Raw genomic sequence first — 20,390 nt, forward strand, 5'->3', positions numbered from 1 at the left:
TAGTTTAGAAAAACTATAAAAACAAATTATAACTATACTTTTTTTCTTAAGTCAATAATCTTTCTTTTATCTCTTTTTCATATCCATTTTCTGTAGGTACATAATATTTTTTGTCTATAAACTCAGTAGGTAAATATTGTTGTTGAACAAAAGCTCCTTCATAATCATGAGGATATTTATAGCCTATACCATTGCCCAAATTCTTAGCTCCAGGATAAGAACCATCTTTTAAATGAGTTGGAACCTTACCTATTTCTTTTTCCCTTATATCTTTTAATGCACTATTTATACCAACGTAGACTGCATTACTTTTTGGAGCAGTAGCTATATATACCGCCGCCTGTGCTAAGGGTATTCGTCCTTCTGGCATACCTATTACATTTACTGCATTAAAAGCAGACACTGCTATATTCAGTGCATTGGGATCTGCATTTCCCACATCTTCTGATGCACATATAATTATTCTCCTAGCTATAAATTTGGGATCTTCCCCTGCATTAATCATCTTTGCTAACCAATACAAAGTTCCATCGGCATCTCCACCTCTCATGCTTTTAATAAAGGCAGAAATAGTATCATAATGCTCATCCCCACCTTTATCATATCTAGCCGTTTTTATTTGAATAGATTCTTTTATTGTATCTAAATCTATTTCAATCATTTCGTTTTCATCTATAGGTGTTGAAAGAACCCCAATTTCTAAAGAATTGAGTACCGTTCTCCCATCTCCATCGGAAATAGTTATTAAATAATCAATTGCTTCATCTGTTATATTTACTTTATAATTACCTAATCCTTTTTCTGAATTAGTTAAAGCATTATAAATTAATTTTTTCAGATTATCTCTATTTAAAGATTCTAGTTTTAGAACCATTACCCTAGACAATAAAGCTTTATTTACTTCAAAGTAGGGATTTTCAGTTGTGGCACCGATTAAAATAATTATTCCTCTCTCTACAAAAGGCAGTAATGCATCTTGTTGTGACTTATTAAATCTATGAATTTCATCTACAAAAAGAATAGTTCTCTTATTATACAATTTTAAATTTTCTTCAGCCCTATCCATTACTTCTCGTATATCTCTTACCCCAGATGTTACAGCTGATAATTTTTCAAAAAGCATATTTGTAGTATTGGCTATTATAGTGGCCAAAGTAGTCTTACCTGTTCCAGGAGGTCCAAAAAATATCATAGAAGTAATCCTATCTGCCTTTATAGCTCTATTTAGAAATTTCCCTTCACCTAATATATGTTCTTGCCCTACAAATTCCTCTATTTTTTCAGGTCTCATTCTATCGGCTAAGGGTGCACTTTTCTTAAGCTTTTCTTCCATACTCAAAGTAAACAAATCCATTTAATCACCTAATTACCTTTATATTATATATAGTATTATATCATATAAGAAATGAATTTAGTCAATTTTTACTAGCATTAAACTCTTCTCTTATTTTCTCAAGTAAATCCTTATTTTGAATAACTTGAACTCCTGTATTTACTAAAGCATTAATTGTAATAATCATATTTTCATAGGCTTTATCTGTTAGTGTAGCATCTCTGAATTCTTCAGTGTGTGCTGCAATACTATCATCACCATGTATCCCAAAATATGGATGAATAGCAGGACATACATGACTTACATTTCCCATATCTACAGAACCGAAGGTTAATTTTATATTATCAGGATTTTGTACTCCTTGACTTTTAAGGTTTTTTGTAAATATTTCTGATAAAGTTTCATTAGTAACTAAATCATCATATCCAAGCTCATAATTAGATATTTGTAGACTAGCTCCTGTTGCTAATGCAGCACCTCTAGCACAATTCTTAACCTTTTCCGTTAATTTCTGTAAATAGGCTTTCCTGGAAGTCCTTACATAAAATTGAGCAATAGCTAAATCTGGAACTATATTTGCAGCTTTACCTCCCTCTCTTATAATCCCATGAATTCTAGCAGAAGGCAATATATGCTCTCTTAGGGCATTAATACTATTAAAAGTCATTATTACTGCATCAAGGGCATTGATACCTTTATCTGGATCTGAAGCAGCATGAGAAGCTTTTCCTTTAAATGTAAATTGTATAGCTTCCATAGCTAGAGATGTGCCACTTTTACTGTATGTAGAAGATGGATGAGCTAACATGGCTACATCAATACCTTCAAAAGCTCCTTCTTCTACCATTTTAACCTTTGCTCCGTTGGTTTCTTCTGCTGGAGTTCCAAATACTACAACGGTTCCTCCTATGTCATCTAATAAATGCTTTAAAACTATAGCTGCTCCTGTACTAGTAGTACCAAGTAAATTATGCCCGCAACCATGTCCTATTTTAGGTAAAGCATCATATTCAGATAAATAAGATATTGCAGGTCCCTCTTTTTTACTTTTATAATAAGCTTTAAATCCAGTTTTTATACCAAGATATTCTTCTTCTACTTGAAAACCATATTTCTTTAAAAGCTCTATATGAGCCTTTGAAGATTTAAACTCTTCATTTCCTAGTTCTGGATTATTATAAATATATTCATTTAATTCCTTTAAATCATTTAATATACTATAAGTAATATCATTAATCTTCTCTATCATAATTAATCCCACCTAAAATTTATTTCAATTTTTTCTAATAGCTTTTATATAATCTATTAGTAATATTTGATTATTTTTTAAAGTTGTTTTATTGTTTATTATAACATATTATATTTCTAAAAATATTTCAATAAACAAATTATCTATTAAATATCACATTGTTCTTTATAAATAAAATTAAAGCTTTGAAGAAATTAATTCCTTCAAAGCTTTTTAATGATTCTTTTAATTATTCTATTATCTCTTTTTCAACATATCTAGATGTCATTGCCCTTAGAATGCTAACATAGGACATCCTAAATTCAATAATATCTCCTACTTTATAATCTATTTTACTATCTGAACCATCTAATATAAGATGATCTGAGCTACCGCCAAGAATAATTATATCCTCATCTAAGGGATGAAGAGTTTCAAAATCCACATCTTGTTTACCTACTGCACAGAGTATTCTTTTCCTAATACCCCTATCTATAAAGGTAGGTATATTGCCAAAAGCATCTTTTCCTATTTCTCCTATAGGAACGGAAGGCTTTTCTTTTATTTCAATAATTTCTGCTTGAAGCTTAAAGGCATCATTTTTCGTACCTTCTATTTGTTCTCCATAAGCAAATTCAGTACCAAGTACTAAAGATTCCCCCAGCCTCAAATTATTTATCTTATCTATTTTAGTATCTTTTAATAAGAGATGTATTGTACTTGAATTTCCACCAGATAATATTTCTAATTCTATATTATACTTTTTTTCTATATTTTCCTCTAGCTTAGTTAATCTATCTAAGATATGTTTATTTGGTATTACTCCGCCATAACAAGTTAAATTAGTACCTAAACCTATGAGTTTAACTCCCTTTAATTCTATTATCTTTTCTACATCTTCAAATAAAGCTTTCTCATCATAATATCCTTCTCTTAAATCTCCCAAATCTACCATCAAGATAATCTTGTGAATTTTATTTTTTTCTAAGGCTTTTTCTGATAAAAAAGTAATAGTATCTAATTCTGAGTTAAGGGAAATATCTGCATAATCTACTATTTTATCTACTTCAGATTTCATAGGTAATCTTAACATTATCTTAGGTATATTCAAGTCCTTTAATCTTATAAGGTTTTCAATTCTAGAATCAGCTAAATAAGATATTCCACCTTCAATATATGCTTTAGCAATTGCTGGATTTCCACCAAAAACCTTAGTTACCCCTGCCACCTTTATACCTTTATCATTACATAATCCAGATACAGCCAGTACATTATCTCTTATGGTTTTTAAATTAATTGTCATTTTGGGATAGCTCACATTTTATTCCCCCTTAAGACTATTTTCCAAAAGTTTTAAAGCTACTTGTGGATATTTTTTAGCCATTACTCCAAGTGATGCCATTATATAATGATTATCTATTAAAATTTCTGCTTCAGTATTTGGAAGCAAATCATTTCCTTTGTTTGAAAGTGCAATTTCACTAAGTATTTTTTTTCTATTAGGTAATCTAGTTAGTGCACCACCTGTACCTATTATATATTTCACTTGAGTTAAATCTTTACCTTCTGCAATGGTTTTCTTTCCAGATGGTCCATATAAATGTTTCAGCCCACCTGCATGTCTTCTCACAGCTGTAATAGTAGCATGTAATGTTAATTCTTCTACAAACCTTTTTTCTAAATTAGTTTCTGGAATTGGCTTGTGGTGAAAAATTAAGTTTTCAAGTTCTTCCATAGAAATCTTTAATTCCTTAGTTAATTCTTCTTTGCCCATCATTTCAACTACATTCTTCATACTTACATATACTCCAAGATCACCTTCCACAGTTCTTTTAGCCTTAGGTTCTGGGTTTATTAAAATTCTTGATATTTCGTCACTATCTTCTGTAACAGAATGAACATCTGTTGTGGCTCCTCCTACGTCAATAGTTAATAAATCCCCAATATCATCATATAGAAGTTGGGAAGCCTCCATTACAGCACCTGGTGTTGGCATAATAGGTCCTGTTACCATTTCCCTCACATGTTCCATACCTGGTGCATGAATTATATGTTTTTCAAATACTTCTTGAATTACTTTTCTTGTAGGCTCTACATTTAATTCATCAATTTTTGGATAAACATTATCAACTATATAAAGTTCCGTTTCTTTTCCTTGGAATATCTCCTTTATATCTTCATGATTTTCAATATTGCCTGCATATATAACAGGTATATTTAAATTCATTTCTGAAATAAGCTCTGCATTGTAAAGGGCAGTATCTCTTTCACCATAATCTACTCCACCTGCAATTAGGATAATATTAGGTTTTATTTCTTGAATTTTTCTTAAATCAGACTTTCGTAACCTACCAGCTGTAATGAATTTAATATTAGCTCCTGCACCTAATGCTGCCTCTTTAGCAGCTTTAACAGTCATATCATATACCAATCCATGAACAGTCATTCTAAGACCTCCTGCTGCAGAGCTGGTGGCTATAAGTTCATCATAGTCTATAGATTCTTCACCAAGATTTTTTGCTAAATCATCTATAGCTCCTTTTAGTCCAATATTAACATCACCTTCTAATACAGATGTGGCTGATTGACCCTGCCCAATAAACTTTGGGCAGGTATCTAAATCATTAAATGCATTAACTACTGTTGTAGTACTCCCTATTTCTGCAACTAATAAACTAATCTTCATTAGACATCTCTCTTCTCTTTTCAACTAAAAACGTAGCTACATGGGAACCTTTCGTTCCTCTACCAAATCCAGCATCCATACCAGATTGGATGGCTAATTCATTAGATACTTGAGTTCCTCCAGCAGCCAGAATGATTTTATCTCTTATACCCTTTTCAATACATAATTCATGTAATTTCTTCATGTTTTTATAGTGAATATCATCATGGGAAATTATTGTTGATGAAAGAATAGCATCAGCATTTAATTCTATAGCTGCATCAACTAATTTCTCAACTGGTATAGATGTGCCTAGTATATGACATTCAATACCATATTTTTCTATTCCACCATGTTTAATATCAATAATTTCACGAATTCCTACAGAATGTTCATCTTCCCCAACAGTTGCTGCTACAACCTTCATCGGCTTAGCTTTAATATCTGCACGAATTTCTTCTTCAGTTAATTCCTTTGGTTTAGGTGGAATAACTAACTCCTTAGTATCTATAGTAAAAGCAACTCTACCTTTTAACTCTACACGAGTCCCCTCAGCTTCTTGCATTATCTCTTTGTGAATTACTTCTACATCTTCTAATCCCATTTTCTTACCTATTTCAATTGCAGCAAATTCTGCAGTCCTTTCGTCAGCAGGTAAGAATAATGTTGTTAGGACTATACCATCTCCTAGCCATTCCATTTCAGGCTTAATCTTAGATGTAGTTCTAAGTTCTTTAACTTCTTCTAATCTTACATTTACATTATCATTTTCATCTAATTCATCTATAAATACAATTTTTGATGGCTCTTCAAAGGTTCCTCCACCAATTAAGGCAGCTGGATTACCTACCAAACTTTCATCATATTGAGCCACATTGTTATATCCAAAATGTGCAGTTACTGGAGCCATATAATCAGTATCTCTTTCATATACTGTTCCTTCTCCTACTCCTGCATCAGCTTTTCTAATTATCCCATCATTGTTTCTTTCCGGATAATATCCTGAGTCAACAAAAAAACCTGCTTCTACTGCATTAAAGTATCCACCAACTTCAATAATTTCCTCCATAAAGAGGATAGCTCTTTCTTTTAATTCTCTAACCTTTTCTGCTAATTCGCCTTTATCCCTTTTGATTTCAACCATTGCTCCAAGTCCATCCATACCTGCAAAAGCTTGCTTAGCAGTATCTATTGCTTCAATATTATATATATGCCATGGTACATTTCTTCCTTCATCAGGAGTAATTGTAGATTGAATGTCTGCTCTAGTTAATTGAGAAATAAGTAAGTTGAGCACATGGGTTACAGTTGCTTCTCTAGTAGATGATTCCATGTACTTTGTATTCATTTGTGCTCTCATCTTATATTCTCTAAACAGATCTCTTAATGCAACAGCATAAGGTAAGTCTAATCTCATACAGGGTGCTGGTGGTGCCGTTGGTGGTACTGTTGAAAGACAGATGTTTTCTTTCTTCATTCCAACTTTAACGGAGAATATTGAGTTAATAGCATGTTGTACCATAAGTTCTGGCATTACCTTCCATGCTTCTCTTGCTGTAGCATTTGCATTGTGTGCACCGTCTATTTGTGCTATATCTGCCCAAGCCATAACTCTCTTAGCTTCTGCAGCATCAACGAAGGATCTAATCATATTAATATTTCTATAAAGAACATTGTACTGAGGGTCTTGATGTGCTCCATTTACTCCTTCTTCAGCAAACATTACTGCAATTTCTGGACCTGCTACTCCAGAAACATAGGAGTGGTAATTAATTGGTCTGCCTACTTCATCTTCTATAAAGTCTAATGCTTTCCTTTGAGCTCTAACTTGCTTTCTTGAAATAGGAATTCCACCTACTCCTTGTGGAGTTCCTTCTATAAGACTCTCAAAGTGAGACTGCCCTGCTGTTCTAATAACCATTATATGATCTGCTCCATGCCACGCAGCCATTCTCATACGTCTAATATCATCTTCAAATCTTCCTGAAGCAATTTCAGTTGTAATAACTGCCTTATTTTGAGGATCTATATTATCAAAATATTTAGCTGCTGGTAGTGGTTGACTGTTTTCAAGATTTACAGATGTGTCGTAATATTCAAATTTACCAATTTGCCTGTTTTCTCCCACTCCCTCTCTCCAATGCCAACCCCTTCTTCTAGGTTTATATTTATCAATATCTTTTAAGATATATTCTATATCTAACTTTTTATTGGGTTTTAATTCCATTAGTTGGCACCTCCTTTAAATAAAGCTACTACATCATCCCACATTTCACCTTCAACTAATTTAAGTCCTGTCTCTCTAATTTCCATATTTTTTTCTTTAGCTAATCTATATACTATATGTCCTACACCTTTAGATATTAGTCCCCTATCAATTGCTCCATCTACAATAGATTTAGCTTCTATACTTGAAAAACCCATTCTTAGCAATACTGATCTTTCAATAGATGGAGATGTATTATTTCTAGCTAATTCAACTATTGGATCAACGATTTTTCCAGCTAGTTCCCAAAATCTTTGTTCCAATTCTTCTTCTGTTAGATTAGCCAAATGTTTTCTTCTTTCTTGAAAATCATCTTCTCTACTCATTTTATAACCTCCTAATTAATAGACTATTCCTAGCTCATCTAATGCATTTTTTACAAATTCAACATTGGATTTAGTTTCTTCAACAAGGAATGCTATATCTTCTTTTGTTACCTTGGTTACATTAACATGGTTTACTGCATTTCTAATAAGAGATTTTCTACTCTTATTTAAATCTAATTCATATATTTTTACAAATGATGGGTCTTTTGGAAGTATAATATTTTTTCCAGGTATTTCATCAGCAGGATCACCAACTATGATTTCTATACCATTTTCTTTAGCGAATGTAAGTTGTGGATTAATATGTTTACCTGCTCCTGTATATTCAGTTTCTTGTACTACTATTATTTGGTCTTCATCCATTTCTTGTGCTATTTTAAAGGCAGCTGATAAAGCTGTATTTCCTGCTGGTCCTCTTTCAAGTCCTTCTAATTGTGCTAATAGTTCTGTCATATAAAACACTGTTCCTTGGTTCATAGTAACATATCTGTCAATATATCTTAAAGGTCTTGCTGCAGACCTTGGAACATCAGACCTATCTGGCCAAGTAGCAAAGGGTATACCAAATCCTGTATGTCCTGTTGTAAATGATTTTTTATTAAATTGTGTATCTGATGCCATATGAAGTCCCTTTAGACTAACACTAGCAGCTATAATTTCAGTATTTGTAGCTCCTGCTTTTATTAAACCTCTAGCAGTACCAGTTAAATTTCCTCCACCTGCATTTGTAACCACTACTACATCTGGATCTTTTCCTTCTCTTTCTCTAAACTCCATAGATAATTCATAACCTAAAGTTTCAACTCCTGCTATACCAAATGGAGTATATAAGGAAGCATTAAAATAACCAGTTTCTTCTAATAGTACTAGGAAAGTATAAAATAGTTCTGGCCCTACTGTAAGCTGAACTACTTCTGCACCATAGGCTTCACATGCCCTAGCCTTTTCGATTATTTCTGGTTGACCTACTCCTCTTGAGTCATAACATTCTTGTACTATAATACATTTTAATCCTTGCATAGCCGCCTGAGATGCTACTGCAGCCCCATAATTACCTGATGTAGCAGCTATAACACCCTTATATCCTAATTTTTTTGCATGATAACAAGCTGTAGCTGCTCTTCTTGCTTTAAAGCTTCCTGAAGGATTACCTGCTTCATCTTTAATAAAAATTCTAGCTCCTTTTCCTTTTGGTGCAAATATTCTCCCTAATTCTGTTAAATTTCTTAATTCAAATAAAGGTGTATTACCAACTCCTGTTTTTCCTTGAATTTCCTCAATCTCTTGTAAGCTATATCCCGTTTCTCTCATCATCTTTTCATAATCAAAGGCTACACTACCTGATTCAAATATATCGTAATCCATACCTACTGCTTTTTTCATTATCTCCGGTCTTCTTGCCATAACAGCATCATAACTCATATCTCTAGTCACTATTATTCACCATCCTTTGCTAACAATTCTCTTGCTTGACGCCCTATATATAAAAGTTCAGGAACACATTTCCCAAAATCATGTTTATAGTATGGGTTAACCTCTAATAATTTACCTTCTACTGTTCTTCCAATATAAGTTTCTACTTTTACGTTATCACCAATATTTGCACTATCATTAATCAAAAATCCTTTAACCCACATTTCTAATGGTACATTTTGTGTATCTTCCGGAATATTTGTTGCCCTTTCTCCTACTTCCAACACTATATTGTGAATCCTTACCCAATCACCACGTTTTGCATCCATTTATATCCCTCCTAGGCTTACGCCAATTTTAAATTTTAAATTGTGAATTGTAAATGAAAAATAAGTACATTCACAATTCACAATTAATTTTTATATAATAAATTACTAAATTTATTAGTCTTGCAATTATGTTTTAATTCTCAATTGCTCTTTGACAATTGTTAATTAGTCTTCTATTAATTCTCTCATATCTCCCATAATAGCCCTTGGCACTGGTAAATCTATCATAGTTTTTAAACCAGGTCGTGCATTTATTACATTTGGAATCATATTAACTGTCATAGCTATTGTTCCAATGCCACCAGGTACTTCTGGAGTAATTTGCATATTTACATTTGGCGTACCTTTTATAGTTATATAGTCTCCAGTTGTTCCCCCTTCTAATTGTGGTTCTACTTGCTGCGGATGAAGCATTTCAATCTTTAACTCTCCATCAACATAACCAAATCCCTTCATATTACATCCAGCTACATCTCCTGGCTGTACTTCTGCATAAGGAGCTTTCCTATATACTGATGACACAATTGGTGCTCTGTGTAGTTCAATTTCATCACTTAATTTCCATCCCAATGCATCTGCTATCATAGTAATAGATTCTGGAAATCCTACATGTCCAGCTAAATTATTTTCTGCTACTCTCTTATTAAATTCTTCTACAGTTATACCAACTCCTTGTCCATGCATTACAGCTGGTCCAAAGGGAGAAAGATTATTTATTCTCTCTGCCTTAATACTTTCAACATCTATACATGCTCCAGTAAGTGTAATTACTAATAAATCCATTATAAGTCCTGGATTTATACCAGTACCTAAGACAGTAACACCATTTTCTTTTGCTATTTTATCTAGTTCCTTAGCTAATTCTGGTTCTTGTGCTTGTGGATACGCCATTTCCTCAGCAGTAGACACTACATTAATTTTTCTTTCAAGACAATATTTCATCTTATCAAATGAATCTCTTGTGAAGGAATCAGTAGCAATTACTACAATATCAGCTACCCCTTCTTTTATAACATCTTCATAGGATCCTGTAAGTAAATCTTCTCTATCTCCTCTTTCCATATCTAAAAAATCATACATAGATTTACCTATTTTGTCACCTCTTACAACTGCTCCAACTATTTCTACACCTTTTTTGTTTAAAAGCATTTCTGCAATACCTTTACCCATTGAGCCTAAACCCCATACTATAACTTTTACGTTTTCTTTTCTCATTTTATTCCTCCCTAATTTTATTTTCATTTTCACCTTATAATTATATATGCAATATTTTTGCCAACTATTTATTTAATTACAATTTTATATAATAGTGTGTATTTTAGGTAATTTAAAATACTAAAGCGAAATATTTTCTAATAATTTGCAATTTTTAAACTAAAAAAACGCAAAAATATTTGCATTGTAATGCCTATATTTTTGCGTCAGCTCCATATTTCTTTAACTTATGCTGTAAAGTTTGTCTTTTTATTCCCAACTCCCTAGCAGTTTTAGATATATTATATTGGTTATTTCTTAAAGTACCAAATATAATATCTTTTTCTAAATCCTCCAAAATATTAGGTAAAGATTTATTTTTTTCTTGAAAAACAGCTGAATTTTTCAAAGGTTTATCTTGCATTATATGAATCGACGAAATAAAATCTTCTCTTTTTAAGGTCTTTTCATCATCATTTATTATGTTCATAGCTCCTTCTATTACATTGCCTAATTCCCTAACATTTCCAGGCCAAGAATATTCCATAAAAGAATTTAATATATCTTCAGAAATATTTTCTACCTTTTTTCCAAATAAAGAGTTATATTTATTAATAAAATAATTTGATAATAAATATATATCACTTTTTCTTTCAGTTAATAATGGTATACGTATGGAAATAACATTTAATCTATAGTATAAATCTTTCCTGAGAATTCCCTTTTTTAAGCTTTCTGTTGGTTCTTCATTTGTTGTAGCTATTATTCGTACATCAATTGGTATATCCTTTATTCCTCCAACTCGTCTTATATATCCCTCTTGTAATACCCTTAAAAGCTTTGCTTGCAAGGATAAAGACATGGAATTAATCTCATCTAACATTAAAGTTCCGCCATTAGCCTGTTCAAAAATCCCTTCCCTTTCTATTGCACCAGTAAATCCTCCCTTATCAGTTCCAAACAGTATTCCTTCTAAAAGTGTTTCTGGTATAGCAGCACAATTTTGAGCTATAAAAGGCTTATCTGCCCTTATTCCTCCATAATGAATACTTTGAGCAAATAATTCTTTGCCAGTCCCTGTTTCTCCATATATTAATACAGATGAACTTGAATTAGTAGCTTTTTTGGCTATTCTCTTAGCTAATGATATGGATATATCTTCACCTATAATATCATCAAAATTATATCTTTTTATCTTAGATTTAAAATTCTTTTTATAAGATTTTGCTGAAGATAATTCATTTTGTAGTTCTATTAACTGATCTGACAAATTTTTAATATGTGTTATATTATTAGCTATTTCAAGAGCCCCTATTATCTTTTCGTCAGCATAAAGTGGTATGGTAGAATTTATAGTAGTTATTTTCTGTCCTTTAAAATTTAAATAGGATTGAGTACTATTTAAAATTGCCTGTCCAGTATGTAAAACTTTTATTAAAGTGGAGGTTTCTTCATTTAAACTTGGAAATATTTCTAATATATCCTTTTCAACAACTTGTTCTCTATCTACCCCCTCTAATCTAGCCATAACTTCATTATAGATAACAGTTCTCCTCTCATTATCTATTACATGAATTCCTATGTCTGCATGATGCAAGATATTTTGCATTATTATTTTATTTAAATCAACCTTCTTCATTTTATCATTCCTAGCTTATTGATTTAATGTTATAGCAGCAATCATTCTATTTTTAGTACCATTTTCTCCCCTATAAGAATATAATTTATCTATATTACAAGAAGTGCAAAACTTCCCCTCAAAAATATTCCTATCTTTTATACCTAAATTTATTAGATTTATCCTGTTTACTTTCCATAAATCTAAATATATTTTATTATCTCTATTTATAATTATATCTAAATAATTAGGATACTTATCTTTAAAAAGCATTTCTACATCATGTCCTATTTCATAACAACAAGATCCTATTGAAGGCCCTATAGCCACTGAAATATCTTCTATATTACAATTAAATTTTTCATTCATATTTTCTATTATTGTTTTATTAATATTATTTAAGGTTCCTTTCCATCCAGCATGAGCTAAAGCTATGACTTCTTTAGTCTTATCATAAAAATAAATAGGTACACAATCAGCATGATAGGTACAAATAGCTACATTTTTTTTATTTGTTATAAGTCCATCTTTTTCTTGTAAGCTCACCTTAATATTATCTTGATCTCTAATGATTAACACATCTGTTCCATGAACTTGTTTCGCCCTATATATATTTTCCTCAGGTATATTTAATAATTCAGATAAATTATTAAATAATTTATCTTGTTCCCAGCCCACTCTAGTGGAAAAAATATGCTTCATTTTTTTATCAAAATTAAAACCTTCTATTTCATAATATAATATGTCTTTTTTGTTTTTTTCTATAACTCCCATATTTATCTCCTATTTTCCTTCATCTAATATCTTTTTTAACTCTTCCATAAATGAATTTAAATCTTTAAATTGTCTATATACTGATGCAAATCTTACATATGCTACTTCATCAATATCTTTTAACTTATCCATTACCATTTCACCAATCTTTTCAGATTTTATTTCTCTTTGTAAAGAATTGTCCAAATTCTTTTCAATCTCATCTACTAAATTTTCAATTGTATTTATTGAAACAGGTCTTTTTTCACATGCTTTTATTATTCCGTTTAAAAGTTTATTTCTATCATATGATTCCCTATTCCCATTCTTTTTTACTATAATTAAAGGTATTTCTTCAATCTTTTCATATGTGGTAAACCTCTTACTACATTTCATACATTCTCGTCTTCTTCGAATTGTTTGTCCCTCATCAGTAGGTCTAGAATCTATTACCTTTGATTCAAAGTATGAACAAAATGGACATTTCATATTTTCACCTCTTTCAATGTTTTCAATTTTATTATATTATAACGAATAAAAAAAGTCTAATTAGATATTTCACTCTTATAATCCACTAAAATAGTATCTGTACCTATTTTTATTATATCATTCCAATCAATAGCTATTTCAGAATTTTTTCCGAATATTCCTAAAATCTTACTAATTCCATTTATTATTATTGAATCTATACACCCATTTTCTAGATTTAATTCAAAATCATCAATGTATCCCATTCTTTCTCCATTATTTATATTTATTATTTCTTTTTCCCTTATTTCTGATAATTTTAACATAATCCCACCCCTTTAAAAATATTTCACCCTTATTATGATATATCATAATAAGGGTGAAATATGACTAGAATTTAGTAATTAAACATATTTTCTCATTTGTCTTAATGCATTTTTTTCTAACCTTGATACCTGAGCTTGTGAAATTCCTATTTCTTCTGCAACCTCCATTTGAGTTTTTCCCTCATAAAATCTTAAGTTTAAAATTTGTTTTTCTCTATTATTTAATTTATCCATAGCTTCTCTAAGTGCTATTTCTCTCAACCATATTTCATCTTCGGCTTTTTCATCCTTAACTTGATCCATGACGAATATAGCATCCCCTCCATCATGAAATATAGGCTCAAATAACGAAACAGGCTCTTGAATTGCTTCTAATGCAAATACTACATCTTCCTTCGGCAGGTTTAACTCTTCTGCTATTTCATATATAGTGGGCTCCTTAGAATTCCTATTAATCAATTGTTCCCTAGCATTTAAAGCCTTATAGGCAATATCCCTGAGAGATCTAGATACCCTAATAGAGTTATTATCTCTTAAATATCTCCTTATCTCTCCTATAATCATAGGTACAGCATAGGTTGAAAATCTTACATTTTGACTCAAATCAAAATTATCAATAGCCTTTATCAAACCAATACAACCTACCTGAAATAAATCATCAACATGTTCTCCTCGTCTATTAAATCTCTGAATAATACTAAGTACCAATCTTAAATTACCCTGTATAAATTCTTCCCTTGCTTTTAAATCTCCTGCTTTTATTTTAATGAATAATTTTTGCATTTCATCATTAGTTAGTACTGGAAGCTTTGAAGTATTTACTCCACATATCTCAACTTTAGACATATGCATTTACTTTCATCCTTTCATGCTGTATTGCCCCTTTCGTATAAAATTATTGCCTCTAATATTATTTTTATTCAGAAAATAATATTAGAAGCAAACCAATTTACATCAATTTTACCATTTCTTTCCTAAGCCTTTTGATTATTCTTTTTTCTAATCTTGATATATAGGATTGAGAAATCCCTAGTAAATCAGCTACTTCTTTTTGAGTCTTTTCTTTTCCATTATAAAGACCAAATCTCATTTCTATTATAGCCTTTTCTCTACTAGAAAGCTTACTTATAGCCTGTTTAAGAAGGGTTTTATCTACTTCCATCTCTATATCTTTAAATATTACATCCCCATCTGTACCAAGAATATCAGATAACAAAAGCTCGTTCCCATCCCAATCAATATTCAATGGTTCATCTAAAGATATTTCTGATTTCATTTTGCTAGTTCGTCTCAAGTACATTAAAATTTCATTTTCTATGCATTTAGATGCATAGGTAGCTAATTTTATATTTTTATCTGGATCAAATGTATTTACAGCTTTAATTAACCCTATTGTACCTATTGAAATAAGATCTTCTATGGATATTTTTGTATTTTCAAACTTTCTTGCTATATATACTACCAATCTTAAATTTCTTTCAATAAGAATACCTTTTATGCTTTCATCTTCCTTAAGTAAGGATAAGTAATATTCCTCTTCTTCAGGTTTTAGAGGAGGAGGCAATACTTCTCCACTACCAATATAATAAATCCCCCTATTTAACTTTAATTTATTTAATATCTTATTTAAGAGTATATGTAATTTCATTTTAATTTTTGTTAACATTTAAATTCCCCCTATTTAATATACTTAAATTCAATAAACCCCTATAATTATTATCTATTGAAAGTTTATCATTAACTATACCTATTAACAGCTCATCATGAATTTCTTCAAGTCCATTCTCTATAATCTTTATATAATCTGGTTTAAATCCTATTAACATACCATGTTTTGAACCAACTGATTTAAAAGGTATAAATCTAATGATTATTTCTTCTTCTAGTTCTTTCATGGCATTTTCTATAGCTGTAAAATCATTTTCTTTTTTATAATCAAAAATTTGTCTTATTGGCTGAGGCAATAGCTTATCTATTACCTTATACTCTACAACAAAAACTGGTAATTTAGATAATGGCTCTATTAGTGAATTTCCTGTATCCGTTAGTGCTACAAAAGATGAGCTTTCATTATTTAAGTAAACAGTTACCTCCAATAATTCTTTTTCTTGTGATAATTTTTCTTGATAATAATAAAGTATGTTTTTTATCATAATTCCGCTTAATATTATTCCCATTATTATATATTTTACAGGAAATCCTCCTACTGTCTTATGTTTAAACAATATATTATAATGAGTATTATTAAAATAATAAATTCCTAAACTTGCTCCTGCAAATATAAAGGATATAATATAAAAAGCTGACAATTGTTTTATATATAAAACAAAGGATTTGGAATTATATGCCAATTTTATTATAATTATTGATATAATTATTTTCATATAAAACTTTGTAAGAAAATCCAAGAATGGAAAAAACAAAACAAAGGGATACAAGGCCGATATTGTTGCTGTAATAAAAATTCTGCTTTTTTTTGCTTTTGTTCTGGTTATAAATTTTGTACTTTGTAATATGGCATAGTTTATAATAAAATTTTCAATAAATAAATATTCAGCTATTATATACAAAGGAATACCTCCTTTGATTTATTTTATTCTCTAATAAAGATTATAGGACATAATTTATAAAATTTTTGTCATTTTATGGGCAAAATAAAAAACGTATCTCAACAATAAGATACGTTTTTCTACTTAATTCATTATAGTCCTTTCTTATCTCTTCTTCTAAGAAAAATTGGAATATCTAATTCCTCATCATCTAAGCTAGAAGCTGACTCATCTTTTACATTATCACTAGGATTAATATTGTTTACTCCTAATGCTGTATTATTTTTATCTACGGACAATATATCGAATCCTGTTGCAATAACAGTTATTTTAATTTCATCTTTTAATTCTTCATCAATACCTGCACCAAATATTATATTTGCATCTTTATCTACAGATGCTCTAATTAAATCTGCAGCTTCATTAACTTCAAAAATACCTAAATCTTCTCCGCCTGTAATATTTAACAATACTGATTTAGCCCCTTCTATGGATGTTTCTAATAGAGGAGATTTTATTGCTTGTTTTGCAGCCTCTGTGGCTCTATTATCTCCTGCTGCTTGTCCAATACCCATATGTGCTATTCCCTTATCCTGCATTATAGTTTTAACATCTGCAAAGTCTAAGTTTATAAGATTAGGGACTGCTATTAAATCTGATATTCCTTGAATCCCTTGTTTAAGTACCTCATCTGCCATCATAAATGCTTCAACCATAGTAGTCTTTTTGTCTGAAACTTGAAGTAATCTATCATTTGGTATAGTAACTAAAGTATCTACTTTAGATTTTAATTCTTCTATTCCTTGCTCGGCATGTTTTAATCTTTTAGGTCCTTCAAAAGTAAACGGTTTTGTGACTACTCCTACTGTAAGAATTCCTAATTCTTTAGCTATTTCTGCAACAACTGGTGCTGCTCCGGTACCAGTCCCGCCCCCCATCCCAGCAGTAATAAATATCATATCAGCACCCTTAACAATCTCCATAATTTCGTTTCTATTTTCTTCAGCAGCTTTTGCACCAATGTCTGGATTAGCACCTGCACCTAATCCTCTAGTTAACTTTTCTCCTATTTGTAGCTTCACTTCTGCTTTTGAAGAATATAGTGCTTGTCTATCTGTATTTAATGCAATAAAATCAATACCTCTAACTCCATGTTCAACCATTCTATTTACTGCATTGTTTCCGCCACCACCAACACCAATAACTTTTATCTTAGCAAATTGATCTACATCAACATCAAAATCAAACATTTTTTTTCCCCCTTGTATTATTGTAGATAATCTTATATTTCATATTGTTTTTTATAAATTAATTAGATTCCTTTTTTTTGAATAACAGAATCCTCCTAATCTTTGCAAAGTTTTCAAAGAGTCGCCCACCAAAGGTAAATATGGCAGCATAATATAAAGGAACTCCTAATCTATCTCCTAGATATGCAAGAAATGCTGCTAATATTGCATTTCCAAAAAAACCTGAAATAAATATATTTATATTAAAGTTTTTTTCCAGATTAGATCTTATACCACCAAATACTGAATCTAAGCAAGCTAATATTGCTACAGATATATAAAGCGAGTAGGATGTATTATAAGTATATGGCAAGATAAAGCCTATTACAGCTCCTATTAAAATTCCAATTAATGCAAAAAACAATTTAATCACCCTCTCCTATTAATTTAGCATATTTGAAATTAAATATTCCAGTAAAAGCTGGGATTATTACCTGATCTTCTACTTTTGTTTCAAAACCTATTTCACAAACATTCTTCAGGATATCCCCATAAGTCCCAGGTGCAATAACAGAAGCATGTAATAGTTTGGGATCTCCTATAGCTTTAATAATAAAGGGAGTTACTGAACTTCTTCCATTTATCCTAATAATAGGACCACCACATTTTATTTCTGAAGTAGCAAGCACTCTTTCTCCATTTATACTTATAGCCTCTGCACCTGCTACCCTTAAGTCATTTATAATATTTAATATATATTCATCATGAATAATATCATTATTAAGATCAAATTCTGCACTTCTTTCCTCTGGATTGTCATACATAGTAATAACTATCCCTGGTCCTTTTAATGCTGTTTGTCCAGAATGTACCTTATTATATTTAAGCTCCTGTAAAAGGAAATCAATAATATTATCGTCGCCCTTTGCAATATTTTCAAGTAATTTTAACTCTTCCTCTTTTACTTTTATCATCTTATTTAATTCAGAGATTTCATTGTTAATAGCAATAATCTCAGCTTTTGTAGCCTGTAACGATTTAATAGTTACTGGAGCATATGTTTCTAATTTCATTTTTATCTGAGTAGCTATAAAAATACCTACTATAATACTAAATAAGGTTAGGATGATTTTAGGATTATCTCTTTTCATAATAATCACCCCTATTGCTTTGTATTTTCTTCAACTGGCGTCGAGTAAATAAATTCTTTAATTCTTCTACATTTAGGTATAATAATATTAGATTCCTGATTTACTCGAACAAGATAATCATAATTTCTAAGTACTGTTACTATCCCACCTTTAAGGTTTAAAGCAGATTCCAATGTTTCTGGTTTGCCGATAGCTTTAATAACTATTGGCGCAGATGTTGATACTCCATTAATTTCAATATGATTCCCAGCCTTTTCTATTTCTGTAAAAGCCGTATACCTTTGGTCATTAATAGATATAGCTTCAGCATCAGCTGCATTTAAAACAGATATTACTTGAAGCACTAAATCTAATTCATCTACTATACTATAGGATTCACCAAACTCCAAATCTACAGGCGGATCATTTATTTCCATTACAATTCCTGGTCCTTCCAATTCTAAATATCCTGCAAGCATTCTATATTTCATAGTATCCTTATATAGATTTTCTGCATATACATTCTTATCTACTTCTCCCATTTCATATTGCTTTATTTTAGCTTCCAGTTCTTCAATTCTTTTGGTTTGGGATTCTCTTTCATTTTGAGCCTTTTTAAGCTCTAAGGCTAATTGCTGTGCCCTCTGAGTAGGCAAAATTCCTTCACCAACAGTTTTATTTATAGTTTTAAACTGGATGGATAAAATAATTCCTAAAAAAATTGATACTACAGTTAATGCAATATATTCCTTAGCATTTTTCACTTTATCCCTCCCCTTCTTCATTAAGTACAATAATAGGATTATCTCCTCTATCCATTAAAATCATTTTACATGGTAATTGCTTTTCTTCGATATCATTTAAAATTTCATTTAATAAACCTACTTTATATTTTACATTATAAAGGGTACCAAAGGCAACAGAAATACCATCAATTAATATTATATTAACATTGTTATTATCTGCCATATCGATTTTTTTCATTTTTGATAATATTCCTCTAGCTTGTCCCTCAGATATAAACTCACTATACCCTTTAGATTGTAGTATTGATAATATATTATCTCCTGGTTTTTTATCTTCTACATTTAAACCTACTAATAAGGGTAATTTTTCATCTTCAGTATCTATTATATCTAATATATAGCCATCTATATCTATTAATCTAACTGATGAAAGTTCTTTTATTTGTAATATTGCTTTACGTTCTATAATATCAATAATAATTCCTTTAGGAAATTTTCTTTTTACTTTTACTTCCTTGACATACGGTAATTTTATTAAATTTTTCTCTCCAGTTCTCGTACTTATTTTAAATATATTTTCTCCAAGATTTATAGAAGAGGCACTAATTACAACATCTTTTGCAATCTTATTATTTCCTAATACTTTTATATTACTTATAATAAAAAAATTGGAATTAAGGGCAAATATAAACAATAACAAGATAAAAGAAATTAATAATAAAAATCGAAAAAATAATCTTCTTCTTCTAATTTTTCTTTCTACACGCGAAAGTTTTTTCATTATTTCCACCCCTAAGCTTGTCCTTTTAGATAAATA

The 20,390-nt window shown here is 30.5% G+C and carries 21 protein-coding genes; all 21 read right to left on the reverse strand.

Annotated elements, in window-relative coordinates:
- Positions 1-46: 46 nt before the first annotated feature.
- Positions 47-1,354, reverse strand: coding sequence for a replication-associated recombination protein A (locus BUB33_RS02370; RefSeq protein WP_072972676.1), 1,308 nt, complete (start codon positions 1,352-1,354; stop codon positions 47-49).
- Between the two features lie 61 nt (positions 1,355-1,415).
- Complete coding sequence (locus BUB33_RS02375; protein ID WP_072972678.1) at positions 1,416-2,582, reverse strand: M20 family metallopeptidase; 1,167 nt, start codon at positions 2,580-2,582, stop codon at positions 1,416-1,418.
- A gap of 229 nt (positions 2,583-2,811) precedes the next feature.
- Positions 2,812-3,879, reverse strand: coding sequence for an ornithine racemase Orr (gene orr, locus BUB33_RS02380; protein ID WP_115322170.1), 1,068 nt, complete (start codon positions 3,877-3,879; stop codon positions 2,812-2,814).
- Between the two features lie 3 nt (positions 3,880-3,882).
- A complete protein-coding gene (locus BUB33_RS02385; RefSeq protein ID WP_072972681.1) occupies positions 3,883-5,247 on the reverse strand; it encodes a GlmL-related ornithine degradation protein in 1,365 nt (454 codons plus the stop codon).
- A complete protein-coding gene (oraE, locus tag BUB33_RS02390; RefSeq protein WP_072972684.1) occupies positions 5,237-7,453 on the reverse strand; it encodes a D-ornithine 4,5-aminomutase subunit OraE in 2,217 nt (738 codons plus the stop codon). Before oraE ends, BUB33_RS02385 begins: the two co-directional genes overlap by 11 nt.
- On the reverse strand, positions 7,453-7,818 hold the full coding sequence (locus BUB33_RS02395) for an ornithine aminomutase subunit alpha (protein WP_072972687.1): 366 nt from the start codon (positions 7,816-7,818) through the stop codon (positions 7,453-7,455). Before BUB33_RS02395 ends, oraE begins: the two co-directional genes overlap by 1 nt.
- Before the next feature lie 15 nt (positions 7,819-7,833).
- Positions 7,834-9,252, reverse strand: a complete 1,419-nt coding sequence (gene ortB / locus BUB33_RS02400) for a 2-amino-4-oxopentanoate thiolase subunit OrtB (protein WP_072972690.1) — start codon at positions 9,250-9,252, stop codon at positions 7,834-7,836.
- Positions 9,253-9,254: 2 nt separating this feature from the next.
- Positions 9,255-9,560: a 2-amino-4-oxopentanoate thiolase subunit OrtA gene (gene ortA / locus BUB33_RS02405; RefSeq protein ID WP_072972693.1), complete on the reverse strand. Its 306-nt coding sequence runs from the start codon at positions 9,558-9,560 to the stop codon at positions 9,255-9,257.
- Positions 9,561-9,725: 165 nt separating this feature from the next.
- Complete coding sequence (gene ord / locus BUB33_RS02410; RefSeq protein ID WP_072972695.1) at positions 9,726-10,775, reverse strand: 2,4-diaminopentanoate dehydrogenase; 1,050 nt, start codon at positions 10,773-10,775, stop codon at positions 9,726-9,728.
- Positions 10,776-10,968: 193 nt separating this feature from the next.
- Positions 10,969-12,393, reverse strand: a complete 1,425-nt coding sequence (locus BUB33_RS02415; protein WP_072972697.1) for a sigma-54 interaction domain-containing protein — start codon at positions 12,391-12,393, stop codon at positions 10,969-10,971.
- A 15-nt stretch (positions 12,394-12,408) separates the two neighbouring features.
- On the reverse strand, positions 12,409-13,146 hold the full coding sequence (pgeF, locus tag BUB33_RS02420; protein WP_072972700.1) for a peptidoglycan editing factor PgeF: 738 nt from the start codon (positions 13,144-13,146) through the stop codon (positions 12,409-12,411).
- A gap of 9 nt (positions 13,147-13,155) precedes the next feature.
- A complete protein-coding gene (nrdR, locus tag BUB33_RS02425) occupies positions 13,156-13,614 on the reverse strand; it encodes a transcriptional regulator NrdR (protein WP_072972703.1) in 459 nt (152 codons plus the stop codon).
- Between the two features lie 56 nt (positions 13,615-13,670).
- The gene (locus BUB33_RS02430; protein ID WP_072972705.1) at positions 13,671-13,919 is read right to left on the reverse strand and encodes a YlmC/YmxH family sporulation protein; all 249 of its coding nucleotides are present in this window, start codon (positions 13,917-13,919) and stop codon (positions 13,671-13,673) included.
- Between the two features lie 78 nt (positions 13,920-13,997).
- Positions 13,998-14,771, reverse strand: a complete 774-nt coding sequence (sigG, locus tag BUB33_RS02435; protein ID WP_072972708.1) for an RNA polymerase sporulation sigma factor SigG — start codon at positions 14,769-14,771, stop codon at positions 13,998-14,000.
- Between the two features lie 97 nt (positions 14,772-14,868).
- On the reverse strand, positions 14,869-15,585 hold the full coding sequence (sigE, locus tag BUB33_RS02440) for an RNA polymerase sporulation sigma factor SigE (RefSeq protein WP_072972710.1): 717 nt from the start codon (positions 15,583-15,585) through the stop codon (positions 14,869-14,871).
- Complete coding sequence (locus tag BUB33_RS02445) at positions 15,569-16,489, reverse strand: sigma-E processing peptidase SpoIIGA (protein ID WP_072972713.1); 921 nt, start codon at positions 16,487-16,489, stop codon at positions 15,569-15,571. Before BUB33_RS02445 ends, sigE begins: the two co-directional genes overlap by 17 nt.
- A 131-nt stretch (positions 16,490-16,620) precedes the next feature.
- Positions 16,621-17,718: a cell division protein FtsZ gene (gene ftsZ, locus BUB33_RS02450; RefSeq protein ID WP_072972715.1), complete on the reverse strand. Its 1,098-nt coding sequence runs from the start codon at positions 17,716-17,718 to the stop codon at positions 16,621-16,623.
- A gap of 58 nt (positions 17,719-17,776) precedes the next feature.
- The gene (locus BUB33_RS02455) at positions 17,777-18,130 is read right to left on the reverse strand and encodes a small basic family protein (RefSeq protein WP_369921604.1); all 354 of its coding nucleotides are present in this window, start codon (positions 18,128-18,130) and stop codon (positions 17,777-17,779) included.
- The gene (locus BUB33_RS02460) at positions 18,123-18,848 is read right to left on the reverse strand and encodes a DUF881 domain-containing protein (RefSeq protein WP_072972721.1); all 726 of its coding nucleotides are present in this window, start codon (positions 18,846-18,848) and stop codon (positions 18,123-18,125) included. The genes BUB33_RS02455 and BUB33_RS02460 overlap by 8 nt, the downstream gene beginning before the upstream one ends.
- Positions 18,849-18,859: 11 nt before the next feature.
- Entirely contained in the window at positions 18,860-19,591 is a 732-nt protein-coding gene (locus BUB33_RS02465) for a DUF881 domain-containing protein (RefSeq protein WP_234949966.1), read from the reverse strand.
- A gap of 1 nt (position 19,592) precedes the next feature.
- On the reverse strand, positions 19,593-20,354 hold the full coding sequence (locus BUB33_RS02470; RefSeq protein WP_072972726.1) for a cell division protein FtsQ/DivIB: 762 nt from the start codon (positions 20,352-20,354) through the stop codon (positions 19,593-19,595).
- Positions 20,355-20,390 lie beyond the last annotated feature (36 nt).

The organism is Tissierella praeacuta DSM 18095, from assembly GCF_900128955.1.
Classification (GTDB): domain Bacteria; phylum Bacillota; class Clostridia; order Tissierellales; family Tissierellaceae; genus Tissierella; species Tissierella praeacuta.

Coding starts and splice junctions, on each gene's coding strand:
- BUB33_RS02370 (WP_072972676.1), bottom strand. CDS start 1,354: ATGGATTTGTTTACTTTGAGTATGGAAGAAAAGCTTAAGAAAAGTGCA.
- BUB33_RS02375 (WP_072972678.1), bottom strand. CDS start 2,582: ATGATAGAGAAGATTAATGATATTACTTATAGTATATTAAATGATTTA.
- BUB33_RS02385 (WP_072972681.1), bottom strand. CDS start 5,247: ATGAAGATTAGTTTATTAGTTGCAGAAATAGGGAGTACTACAACAGTA.
- oraE (WP_072972684.1), bottom strand. CDS start 7,453: ATGGAATTAAAACCCAATAAAAAGTTAGATATAGAATATATCTTAAAA.
- BUB33_RS02395 (WP_072972687.1), bottom strand. CDS start 7,818: ATGAGTAGAGAAGATGATTTTCAAGAAAGAAGAAAACATTTGGCTAAT.
- ortA (WP_072972693.1), bottom strand. CDS start 9,560: ATGGATGCAAAACGTGGTGATTGGGTAAGGATTCACAATATAGTGTTG.
- ord (WP_072972695.1), bottom strand. CDS start 10,775: ATGAGAAAAGAAAACGTAAAAGTTATAGTATGGGGTTTAGGCTCAATG.
- BUB33_RS02415 (WP_072972697.1), bottom strand. CDS start 12,393: ATGAAGAAGGTTGATTTAAATAAAATAATAATGCAAAATATCTTGCAT.
- pgeF (WP_072972700.1), bottom strand. CDS start 13,146: ATGGGAGTTATAGAAAAAAACAAAAAAGACATATTATATTATGAAATA.
- nrdR (WP_072972703.1), bottom strand. CDS start 13,614: ATGAAATGTCCATTTTGTTCATACTTTGAATCAAAGGTAATAGATTCT.
- BUB33_RS02430 (WP_072972705.1), bottom strand. CDS start 13,919: ATGTTAAAATTATCAGAAATAAGGGAAAAAGAAATAATAAATATAAAT.
- sigG (WP_072972708.1), bottom strand. CDS start 14,771: ATGCATATGTCTAAAGTTGAGATATGTGGAGTAAATACTTCAAAGCTT.
- sigE (WP_072972710.1), bottom strand. CDS start 15,585: ATGTTAACAAAAATTAAAATGAAATTACATATACTCTTAAATAAGATA.
- ftsZ (WP_072972715.1), bottom strand. CDS start 17,718: ATGTTTGATTTTGATGTTGATGTAGATCAATTTGCTAAGATAAAAGTT.
- BUB33_RS02460 (WP_072972721.1), bottom strand. CDS start 18,848: ATGAAAAGAGATAATCCTAAAATCATCCTAACCTTATTTAGTATTATA.
- BUB33_RS02470 (WP_072972726.1), bottom strand. CDS start 20,354: ATGAAAAAACTTTCGCGTGTAGAAAGAAAAATTAGAAGAAGAAGATTA.